The following is a 10,474-nucleotide window of genomic DNA, read 5'->3' as shown; positions in this document are numbered from 1 at the left end:
CGCTGACTCTTCACTCCGAATCCTTGTAAACTATTGATCTACAAGGCTTTTTCGTTTCCGTCTGCGCCGGAAGTGGGGCGAATTATAGACAGATCACAGAGGGCGTCAACCGTTAATTCTCAAATCTCTCTAATTCCCCATTTCAACACGCCCTGTGACCACCTATATAGAAAGGAAAGTGCCATCTGAGCAATATATTGCTCAGATATCATTTATTCCTCATCATGTCAGCCCCCAGAGCGCAGCACCCCAAGGACGCAGAACCGAAATGCCTTACAAATCCAACAATATCCTCTCAGCCCTCTTTCCCTTGGGACTACTGATCATTGCCATGGTGTCGATTCAAAGCGGCGCATCATTGGCAAAGAGCCTTTTTCCGGTTGTAGGCGCTCAAGGAACCACGACGCTCAGGCTGGTATTCGCGAGCCTGATCCTGCTTGTCATCCTTCGTCCGTGGCGAGCGAGCCTGACTGCAAAGTCGTTGCGCACTGTCGTGATCTACGGCATTGCGCTGGGCTGCATGAATTTCCTCTTCTATATGTCATTGCAGACGGTGCCTCTGGGAATAGCTGTTGCACTGGAATTCACCGGCCCACTGGCGGTGGCCTTGCTGTCATCGCGCAAACCCATCGACTTTCTATGGGTGACACTTGCCGTCATCGGCCTGTTGCTGTTGATCCCTTTGGGCAACTCGGATGCTGCGGTCGATCTGGTGGGCGCTTGCTACGCGCTCGGGGCAGGCGTCTGCTGGGCAGCTTATATAGTGTTCGGCCAGAAGGCCGGCGCAGACAATGGTGTTCAGACGGCCGCGCTTGGCGTCATGATTGCCGCACTGTTTATCGGACCGATCGGTGTGATACACGCTGGCAGTGCATTGCTGGATATATCATTGATACCCGCCGCGCTGGGCGTCGCGATATTATCGACCGCCCTCCCCTACAGTCTGGAGATGATCGCGCTGACACGCATGTCGGCGCGCACGTTCGGCACACTGGCAAGCCTGGAACCGGTATTTGCAGCGCTGTCAGGCCTGATATTCCTTCATGAGGATCTTTCACTGACTCAATGGCTGGCGATCGGCGCAATCATTTTTGCGTCGATCGGGGCGACCCTGAGCTCGGCAAATGCCAAACCTCAGTTGGTGCCCGCAGATTGAACGCGCCAGCAGACGAGAAACGCAATGGCACTAGCATTTGTCACGCGCATGCGCCATGTTTACACCTGACTGCTACATTTTCGAGAAACCGGACAACGCTTTTACCGATCCATGATGCAGCGATTCAGGTGGATCGCGATCAGTAATGGCCCGCTAAGGAAAGGAATGAAATACACTTTTATCGCACTGGCCATGTTAGCAGTGGCAGGTTGTGCCGCTACTTCCAAGCCGGTAATGCCGGGCAAACGCGGCATCCATATCAACTGCTCGGGTCTCACCTCTTCCTGGGCGAAATGTTATGAGCTGGCAACGAATGCCTGTGCATCACGAACCTTCAAGGTCATAGCCAAGTCAGGGGATGTCACCGAAGAACCGGAAGACTACCCCTTTGGTCTGAACCCGGCGGGCTACACAAGCCGCAGCATGATTATCGTCTGCAAGAAGAACACGCCCCTGAACAACCCGGTGCCGCAGGACTGAACCAGCGACACCGGGCAGCCCTGCTCAGATTGCGACTGTGCGGGCCTGCAGCCAGGCAAGTGCAGCACCGTCAAGCAATGGGCTCAATCGACCTCGGACCTGCGCGTGGTAGTCATTCAGCCAGTTGCGCTCTTCCTCGTTCAGCATCGATACCTCAATGCAGCGGGTATCGATCGGGCAAAGCGTCAGGGTTTCAAAACGCAGAAAATCGCCGAACTCGGTCGTGGCAGCCACCTGATTGATCACCAGGTTTTCGATACGTACGCCCCAGCGACCCGGGCGATAGGTCCCGGGCTCGATGGACGTGATCATGCCAGGCAGCATGGCTGTCTGAGGTGTCGCCGGCGCCTGATAGGCAATGACCTGCGGCCCCTCGTGAACATTCAGAAAATACCCTACGCCATGCCCCGTACCGTGGCCATAGTTGACGCCGTCGCTCCAGATCGGCGCGCGAGCGATAGCGTCCAGCAACGGAGACAGAATGCCCTTCGGAAAATGAGTGCGCGACAGCGCAATGACCCCCTTGAGGACTCGCGCGCAGTCCTGCTTCTGTTCGACGCTCGGCGTACCTATTGCGACCATGCGCGTGATATCAGTGGTGCCGCCAAGGTACTGACCGCCCGAATCTATCAGCAACAAGCCATCCCCCTCGATCAGGGAATGCTCTGCTTCGGTCGCGCGGTAATGCGGCATCGCGCCGTTGGCATTGAAACCCGCAATGGTCGCAAAGCTGGGCGACACATAATCCGGGCGACGCTCCCGCGCCTGAGTGAGCATTTCATCGATTGTCAGCTCGCTGACGGGCTCTTTCCCCAACGCGCCATCCAGCCAGGCAAAGAATTCACAGAGCGCCGCGCCGTCCTGCTCCATTGCATGGCGAATATGATCCGCATCCACCTCGGTTTTCTGCGATTTCAGCAGTGTGCTCGGGTTCAGTCCCTCGACCAGCATCACTTCGCTGTCCAGATAATCGAGCAACCCACATGTCACACGCGCCGGATCCACCAGCAGTCGAGCGTCTTTGGGCAACTCACGCAAGGCCGCGCCGATTCGCGTGTAATCCAGCAGGTTGATACCGTCGCGCTCGAGACTGGTACGCACGCCCTCCGGGACCTTCCTGGCATCAACAAACAGCGTCACACTTTGCGGACCGATCAATGCGAAGGAGATGAACACCGGATTGTAGGACACGTCTGCGCCGCGCAGATTAAACAGCCAGGCAATATCATCCAGCGTGGCGATAAAGTGCCAGTCAGCCTTGCGCTCGAGCATGATCTGACGGACGCGTGTCAGCTTCTCGCCACGAGTCAGCGAAGCCTGCGGAGGCAGATGCTCGTAAATCGGGTGAGTCGGCAAGACCGGGCGGTCCGCCCACAGTTCGATGAGCAGATCGATGTCGGTCCGCAGGCGAGCGCCGCGCTCGTAGAGCTTGCTGGCCAGAGTACGAGAAGAAGCAACAGCGAGAACTGCGCCATCAACGGCAACCACGGTCTCAGCCTTGGCCTGATCAGCCAGCCATTCAAGCGGGCCTTGCTGGCCAGGTAACAGCTTGACCAGCTCTATGCCGCTGCCTGCGAGCTCTTTGGTTGCCTGCTCCCAGTAACGACTGTCAGCCCATATGCCCGCAAAATCCTGGGTGATGATCAACGTACCGACTGAACCGTGAAAACCTGACAGCCATTGCCGGCCCTGCCAGTAACCGGGCAAGTATTCGGAAAGGTGCGGATCCGCCGACGGCACCAGATAGGCATCGATATGCTCCCGGCTCATCAAGGCGCGGGTTTGCGCAAGACGTTCTGCCACTGCTGAACCGACGTAGGATTGCGTGCTCATTGATTCTCCTGCTGACCCGAAAATTGGCTGCTTTCGCTGGTTCAGATAATGGAGCACTCATCGAGACTGAGCAACCGCCCAAAACGCTGGCCGAAGCAGGGATTCTCTGATCAACCCGGCCGCGCGTCCGATGTCCTGCTCATGAATGAAGCGGCCCATGCCCAGTCGGGAACCACCAACCGCCCTGGAGAATCATGCATTACACCAAATAGAACCCTACAGAACATAAAGCTCGCACCAGGTATGCAGGCCAGCCTGCCTGGACGACCTTTACTGCTTCGAAATGGCGCGTAAAAGGTGCCAGTAAAAAGCAACGCTTAACTGCTGTTTTTTTGACACTCATAACAATCAACGAGTTAGCGAATAAGCCGAAAGTCTTTTTCTGGAAAACAACAGAAGACTGACGAAATAATTTGACAGATACCCTGTTGCCACCGATATATAGCGCTGTCAGACACACATCCTGATCATTACGCACATGCCGCAGAGCAGGCGCCAGGATAACCACGTCGAAGTTGGCTGCTGTTCCGTCCCACGCAGTTAGTTATTTCCCCAGTGCTCATCTTGCGCTGGCGGATGCCTGTTGACTCTTGAATCCCCCCTTTGAAAGTACTGAACGCGTTCGGTATGGCGGTAGCGTTGCCTGAAGCAATGTGACGCTGTAGCCGAGACGCGCCTGGTCATTCGTTTGGCAACAACCTGGTTCAGAGAGACATGGAGGCTTCGATGATTAATGTGACCAAGACTTACCTGGGGAATATCGATCAGTTCAAACGCTACGTCGAAGGGATTTACGCCAGAGGCTGGCTGACCAATCATGGCCCGCTGGCGAAGGAACTGACTGACCGCCTCAAGGATTACCTGGGTGTCCGTCATATTATTCTGACCAACAACGGCACACTGGCCTTGCAGGTTGCCTATCGCGCCCTGGGCCTGACAGGTAGCGCCGTGACCACGCCGTTCAGCTTTGTCGCCACCAGCAGCTCGCTGCAATGGGAAGGCATCCGGCCGATTTTTGCCGATATCGATCCGGCCACCTGGAACATCTCTCCGCAACACATCAGCAACAGTATCGCCGAGGACACTACCGCGATCGTCGGCACACATGTGTTTGGCAATCCTTGCGCCGTTGAAGCAATTCAACAGATTGCTCGCAAACACTCGCTCAAAGTGGTGTATGACGGCGCGCACGCATTCGCCGTGCGCCATGCGGGCCAGTCGGTGCTGAACCATGGCGATATCAGTACCCTGAGTTTCCATGCCACCAAGCTGTTTCATACCATCGAAGGCGGCGCGATCATCACGAATGACGACGAACTGGCCAGGAAGGCCCATCTGTTGTGCAACTTCGGTATATCCGGAGTGGACCGGATCGACGGCATTGGCATCAATGCCAAACTCAATGAGTTTTCCGCAGCGATGGGGCTGTGTGTTCTGGACAACATTGAAAACATTCTCGAGGAGCGCGCAGAGATCGCGTGCCGCTACACCTCATCACTGGAAAGCTACCTCGATCTGCAGCAACCCCAGACCGACAGCAGCCTGAACAACAGCTACTACCCCGTGGCCTTGCGCGACGAGCAACAGCTGTTGCAAGTACGCACTGCGCTGAACCTGCGCGAGATCAACCCTCGTCGTTACTTTTATCCATCGCTGGACACGCTTGAATATCTGCAACCGCAACCGGCACAGGCCGTCTCCCGGGCCTTGAGCGAGCGGGTGCTGTGCCTGCCTATCTACCCGGGCCTGCAGAAAAGCGATCAGGACCTGGTCATTCGCACGCTGATCGAAGCCTGCAGCCTGGAAGGTTCCGGTTATGGCGCGCCTGCCATTGCGCGGGCAAGTTGATCATGACCCACGGCCCCTCCTCGCTTCATGTCTCCATCTTTCGTAACACGTTACTGAATTACGGTGGTCAGGCTTATGTGCTGCTGATCGGGATTCTGATCATGCCGTTCTACCTGAACCATCTGGGCGCCGAAGCCTATGGCCTGATCGGTTTCTTCACACTGCTGCAAGCCTGGTTGCAACTGCTGGACGCCGGGTTGTCTCCAAGTCTGGTACGCGCAGTGGCTCATCAACGGGGCACTCCCGCGCTCGAGCAAAAGCTTGGTCTACTGTTGCGCTCGTTTGAGCTGCTGTTTCTGCCGCTGGCGGTGCTCAGTGGCTTGCTCATCGTTGCAGCCAGCACATGGATCGCCACGCGCTGGCTCAATGCAGACACGCTGCAGCCCGACACACTGTCCTACTGTATCGGCTTGATGGGGTTGATCATTGCCCTGCGCCTCTATTCGACTCTGTACAAAAGTGGTCTTCAGGGGCTCGAACAGCATGGCTGGCTCAACGCTGCCAATGTGTCGATCGCCACGCTGCGCTATCTGGGCGGGCTGCTACTGGTCAGCCAGTTCTCCCAGGACCCAAGGCACTTCTTTGAGTTTCAGGCAGCAGTGGGATTGATCGAGACACTGGTCTTCGCCTGCAAAGCCTGGCATCAGATGCCCGCGCCACGCTGGCTGAGCGGTCTGGACTGGCCACTCGTCAAACCGATTCTGCCGTTCGCCGGCAGTCTGTCGCTGAGCGCGGTGCTGTGGGTCGTGCTGACCCAGATGGACAAGGCGCTACTGTCGAACGTGCTGCCGCTGGACCAGTACGGCTACTTTTCCCTTGTTGCGTTGATTACCACCGGCATTCTGATGCTGGCCAATCCACTGATTCAGACGCTACTGCCGCGCATGACGGTGTTGATGGCCGAAGGCAAACGCGACGACATGCACGCGTTGTTTCTCGGCGCTAATCGCATGGCCTGCAGCGTTCTCTTTCCACTGGCCGCCGTCATTGCCTTGCATGCCGAGCCGTTGATCTTCGCGTGGAGCGGCGACGAAATGGCCGCCCGCTGGAGTCGTCCGGTGCTGGGCTGGTATGCACTGGGCAGCGCGATCATGGCCGCCAGCGCCTTTCAGTTCTATCTGCAGTACGCCTATGGCCGGATGCAGCTGCACCTCTGGTACAGCCTGGTATCGACCGCCATCACGGTGCCCGTCATGTGCCTGGCCATTCATTATCAGGGCGTGTACGGCGCTGCGCTGGCCTGGTTTTTTCTGCGCATGACGTCTTTCGCCATCTGGCCGTTGATCGTGCATCAATGTCTGGCACCAGGCATTCATCGGCAGTGGCTGAGCGATATCGTGCGCATCACCATCATGACCGCTGTCGGGTTGGCGATCAGTGAGCCTGTGTTTCGCCTGATCGCAGGCCAGAGTCGAGGCAGCCTGCTTTTGGCGATGGCCGTCAGCGGTCTGATCACACTCGCGCTAGTGGCGGGAAGTCACAGGCCACTAAGGTCGAAAATCCATGTTCTGTTCAGCAAACCGAGTACTTGAACAATGGATACCATCGTTAAAAAAACGACTGCGCAGCCACCGCTATTAAGCATTGTCTGCCCGGCTTACAACCAGGAAGCCTTCATCGCTCAGGCGCTGGACAGCTTCCTTTCGCAGCAGACACGCTTCGATTACGAAATTCTGATCAACGACGACGCCTCCACCGACAGTACCGCACGCATCATCGCGCAATACGCCGAGCGGTACCCGACGATCATTCGAGCGTTCTACCAAAAAGCCAACCAATACAGCCTGGGCCAGCCCTGTGTTCCGGCGCTTTTTGCCAGCGCACGCGGCCGCTATATAGCCTATTGCGAAGCAGACGACTACTGGACGGATCCGCTCAAACTGCAAACTCAAGTGGACTTTCTCGAAAGCCATCCTGGCTGCGTCATCACTTACCACGATGCGTTCGCCTTCGACGAGAACGGTCAGTATGGCGTGCAGTTGAAAGGCCGCCTGCGCACCGACGCCACGCCTCTGGAATTACAGAAAGCACGGCGGCTGTCGACCCTTACCACGTGTTTTCGCAATGTCTTCAGCACATTGCCTGCGGAGCTGAATGTCCGCAGCGCACCGCTGAACGACATGTGCTGGTGGTCGCTGCTGGGCGCTTATGGCAGCGGCAAGTTCCTGGGAGAGATCAAGCCCGCAGCGTATCGACTGCACCCTGGCGGAGTGTTTTCCATGCGCAGCGATAAGCGCAAGATCCACATGAACCTGATGACCTGCTTCAGCCTGGCCAACTACTACAATCGTATCGGCAATCAACCACTGTACGAGCACTTTCTGGTCCAGACGGTTTGCCTCGCGCTGGCAGCGCTTGCTCCTCGCCGCAAACTTCAGACCCTGTGGAAAGTGGCGGGCAACCTCGTCGGCAACCTGTTCAAGCGTCTGTTGCCGACACCGACGGACAGCCATGTTCAGTAGCGTACTGGTGCTGTGCGTCGGCAACGTCTGCCGCAGCCCGATGGCGGTGGCCATGATGCGCCAGCGCCTGGGGGCCACCACAGTGTGTGTTGATTCGGCAGGCATCGCCGCGCTGTCAGGCTCACCTATAGACCCGTCGGCCCGCGCCGTGCTGGATGCCCATTGTGTGCCGCTGCAGCCCCATGCCGCACGCCAGGTCAACCACGAGCTGCTGCACCAGGCAGAGCTGATCCTGGTGATGGAACGGCGGCACATGCCCGACCTGCTCAGGTTCGCGCCCGCAGTACGTGGCAGAACTTTCTCGATTGGCCAGTGGCAAGGCCCGCTCGATCCCGATGTAGCCGACCCCTATCGGCGACCCCTTTCAGCCTTCGAACAGACCTATGCGCAGCTCTCGCGGTGCATCGACGACTGGCTTCCTCATTTTCAGTCAGAAGAGACACGATAAATGACCGTCATGAACCATGCTCTTTTGGATCACTACCAGGATTCACGGGTCGATCTGGCAACCGTTCTGCGGATGTTGTTCGATCACAAAGCCTTGATTCTCTGGACCGTCGGGCTGTTCTTCCTGATCGGGCTGGCCTACGCGATTCTGGCGACGCCTTACTACCAGGCCAATGCCATGATCCAGATAGAGCCCAGAAAAATTGGCATCGAGGGCACGCCAGAGGCCAGCGGCAGGCCGACGTCAGTGTCCCAGAGCTGATCAAATCACGTGCATTGCTAGGCAAGGTGGTCGATGACCTCAAACTCAATGTGCTGCAGACCCCGGACTTCTTTCCGGTGATCGGTCCTTACCTGCATCGCACCTTTACCCCTGGAAGCCAGCGCACGCTGGCAGAGCCCTTGTTCGGCCTCAACCGCTATGCGTGGGGCGGCGAGAAAATCGACGTTTTTCAACTCGACGTGCCGGAGTCTCTGCTCGGCGAAAACCTGACTCTGACTGCAGGCCAGCCCGGCCAGTTCTCGCTCTACGACGATGAGCACCGTCTGCTGCTTCGCGGCGCGACCAATCGCGTCGTCGAGGGCAGCGGGGTCACGATTCAGGTCGCCGCGCTGCAAGCACGTCCCGGGACTGATTTCACGGTCTCAAGACAACGCACCTTCAGCACCGCGTTGAGCTATCAGAACCGTTTGAAGATCACTGAGGCCGGCAGAGACTCAGGGATCATTTACCTGTCCATCGAAGACCCGGATGCGCAGAAGGCCAATCGAATTCTCGAAGAGGTGAGCCATCTGTACGTACGCCAGAACGTCGAGCGCAGTTCTGCCGAGGCGGCCCAGCGTCTGGAGTTTCTGCGCTCGCAACTGCCTGCGGTGCGCAAACAACTGGAAGAGTCAGAGGTCGCGCTGAACAATTTTCAGACCAGCGCCAAGTCTGTGGACCTGAGCATCGAAACCAAGGGAGTGCTTGATCAGGTGGTCAGTCTCGACGCGACGCTTTCCGAGCTGAAACTCAAACGCGTCGAACTGGAGCGTCTGTACACCCGCGAGCACCCGACCTACCGCGGTTTGATGAGCCAGATCAATCAGCTTGAACAACAGAGGCAGGCCCTGCTGAAAAAGATCGAAGCGCTGCCCATGACCCAGCAGGAATTGCTGCGTCTGACGCGCGACATGCAGGTCACCAGCCAGACCTACACGCTGATGCTCAACAAGAGCCAGGAGCAGGACATTCTGCGAGCGGGCAGCATCGGTAACGTAAGGATCATCGACAATGCCGACAGCAACATAGAAAGGCCCGTCAGGCCGATGAAGAAGCTGATCGTACTGATTGCCTCTCTGTTCGGTGTCCTGGTTGCGGTGACCATCATTTTCATACGTCAGGCGTTCTATCGTGGTGTTGAAAGCGCAGAAGTCATCGAAAGCCTCGGCATGCCGGTCTATGCGTCGCTGGCCTTTTCGCGCCATCAGGATCGACTGGAGAAGCCCGGCAAGAACAGTCGGGCAACGCTTGAGCCGAAACTGTTGAGCATCGCGGCGCCCGACGAGCTGGCTGTTGAATCATTGCGCAGCCTGCGTACCAGCCTGCATTTCGCGATGCTTGAAGCGCGCAATAACGTGCTGATGATATCGAGCCCGACGCCGGGCGCCGGCAAATCGTTTGTGTCGGCCAATCTGGCGGCGATCATTGCCCAGACCGGCAAACGGGTGTTGCTTATCGATGCTGACATGCGCAAGGGTTACCTGCACCGTATCTTCGGTCTGCAACCCAGGCACGGCCTGTCCGACACGCTGGCCGCCCGATTGCCCTGCAGCGAGGTCATCAACCCGACGCGCATTCACCACCTGGATCTCATCTCCTGCGGGTTCGCGGCGCCCAACCCCTCGGAACTGCTGATGCATGACAATTTCCACAAAATGCTGGCCGAGCTGTCGCCACGCTATGACCTGATCCTGATCGACACACCGCCCATCCTGGCGGTGACCGACGCGACACTGGTGGGGCGTCAGGCAGGCACCTGCCTGCTGGTCGCGCGTTTTGGCATGACCACGATCAAGGAGATCGAAGCCTGCAAGCGTCGCCTGGGCCAGAACGGAGTGTTGATCAAAGGGGCCATTTTCAATGCTGTGGTGCGCAACGCCATGACCTCCGACTACGACTGTGCCGCCTATGGTTACAACTACCACCCTGCCCCCCGCTAGCCAGAAACGCCCCCAGACACCCGAGCCGCTTCATATAAAAGGAATT

General features: G+C 57.6%; 7 protein-coding genes and 1 pseudogene. 7 read left to right on the top strand and 1 reads right to left on the bottom strand.

The window, feature by feature from the left end:
• Positions 1–268 precede the first annotated feature (268 nt).
• Positions 269–1,156: a threonine/homoserine exporter RhtA gene (gene rhtA / locus ALO43_RS02270; RefSeq protein WP_024670977.1), complete on the top strand. Its 888-nt coding sequence runs from the start codon at positions 269–271 to the stop codon at positions 1,154–1,156.
• Positions 1,157–1,321: 165 nt separating this feature from the next.
• Positions 1,322–1,636 carry a hypothetical protein gene (locus ALO43_RS02265; protein ID WP_005890597.1) on the top strand — a complete coding sequence of 105 codons (315 nt, stop codon included), beginning with the start codon at positions 1,322–1,324 and terminating at the stop codon, positions 1,634–1,636.
• 24 nt (positions 1,637–1,660) lie between these two features.
• On the opposite strand, the gene ALO43_RS02260 is transcribed toward ALO43_RS02265, so the two are convergent.
• Positions 1,661–3,469, bottom strand: a complete 1,809-nt coding sequence (locus tag ALO43_RS02260) for an aminopeptidase P family protein (RefSeq protein ID WP_005890596.1) — start codon at positions 3,467–3,469, stop codon at positions 1,661–1,663.
• Positions 3,470–4,195: 726 nt separating this feature from the next.
• Here ALO43_RS02260 and ALO43_RS02255 point away from each other — a divergent pair.
• The 5 genes and pseudogenes from ALO43_RS02255 (at position 4,196) to ALO43_RS02235 (ending at position 10,428) form a co-directional block, all read left to right on the top strand.
• The gene (locus ALO43_RS02255) at positions 4,196–5,317 is read left to right on the top strand and encodes a DegT/DnrJ/EryC1/StrS family aminotransferase (RefSeq protein WP_053932422.1); all 1,122 of its coding nucleotides are present in this window, start codon (positions 4,196–4,198) and stop codon (positions 5,315–5,317) included.
• Between the two features lie 2 nt (positions 5,318–5,319).
• Positions 5,320–6,849 carry a lipopolysaccharide biosynthesis protein gene (locus ALO43_RS02250; protein WP_024670980.1) on the top strand — a complete coding sequence of 510 codons (1,530 nt, stop codon included), beginning with the start codon at positions 5,320–5,322 and terminating at the stop codon, positions 6,847–6,849.
• Positions 6,850–6,852: 3 nt separating this feature from the next.
• Complete coding sequence (locus ALO43_RS02245) at positions 6,853–7,779, top strand: glycosyltransferase family 2 protein (RefSeq protein ID WP_024670981.1); 927 nt, start codon at positions 6,853–6,855, stop codon at positions 7,777–7,779.
• Positions 7,769–8,227 carry a low molecular weight protein-tyrosine-phosphatase gene (locus ALO43_RS02240; RefSeq protein ID WP_005890590.1) on the top strand — a complete coding sequence of 153 codons (459 nt, stop codon included), beginning with the start codon at positions 7,769–7,771 and terminating at the stop codon, positions 8,225–8,227. The genes ALO43_RS02245 and ALO43_RS02240 overlap by 11 nt, the downstream gene beginning before the upstream one ends.
• Positions 8,228–10,428: pseudogene (locus ALO43_RS02235) on the top strand (polysaccharide biosynthesis tyrosine autokinase). It abuts the gene before it with no gap.
• The last annotated feature ends 46 nt before the right edge of the window (positions 10,429–10,474 follow it).

It is taken from the genome of Pseudomonas tremae (genome assembly GCF_001401155.1).
Classification (GTDB): Bacteria; Pseudomonadota; Gammaproteobacteria; order Pseudomonadales; family Pseudomonadaceae; genus Aquipseudomonas; species Aquipseudomonas tremae.
This window is presented reverse-complemented; position numbering and strand designations above follow the sequence as displayed.

What these genes read in the sequence shown, in the direction of transcription:
- ALO43_RS02265 (WP_005890597.1), top strand. Translation starts at nt 1,322, where the DNA reads ATGAAATACACTTTTATCGCACTGGCCATGTTAGCAGTGGCAGGTTGT.
- rhtA (WP_024670977.1), top strand. Translation starts at nt 269, where the DNA reads ATGCCTTACAAATCCAACAATATCCTCTCAGCCCTCTTTCCCTTGGGA.
- ALO43_RS02240 (WP_005890590.1), top strand. Translation starts at nt 7,769, where the DNA reads ATGTTCAGTAGCGTACTGGTGCTGTGCGTCGGCAACGTCTGCCGCAGC.
- ALO43_RS02255 (WP_053932422.1), top strand. Translation starts at nt 4,196, where the DNA reads ATGATTAATGTGACCAAGACTTACCTGGGGAATATCGATCAGTTCAAA.
- ALO43_RS02250 (WP_024670980.1), top strand. Translation starts at nt 5,320, where the DNA reads ATGACCCACGGCCCCTCCTCGCTTCATGTCTCCATCTTTCGTAACACG.
- ALO43_RS02245 (WP_024670981.1), top strand. Translation starts at nt 6,853, where the DNA reads ATGGATACCATCGTTAAAAAAACGACTGCGCAGCCACCGCTATTAAGC.
- ALO43_RS02260 (WP_005890596.1), bottom strand. Translation starts at nt 3,469, where the DNA reads ATGAGCACGCAATCCTACGTCGGTTCAGCAGTGGCAGAACGTCTTGCG.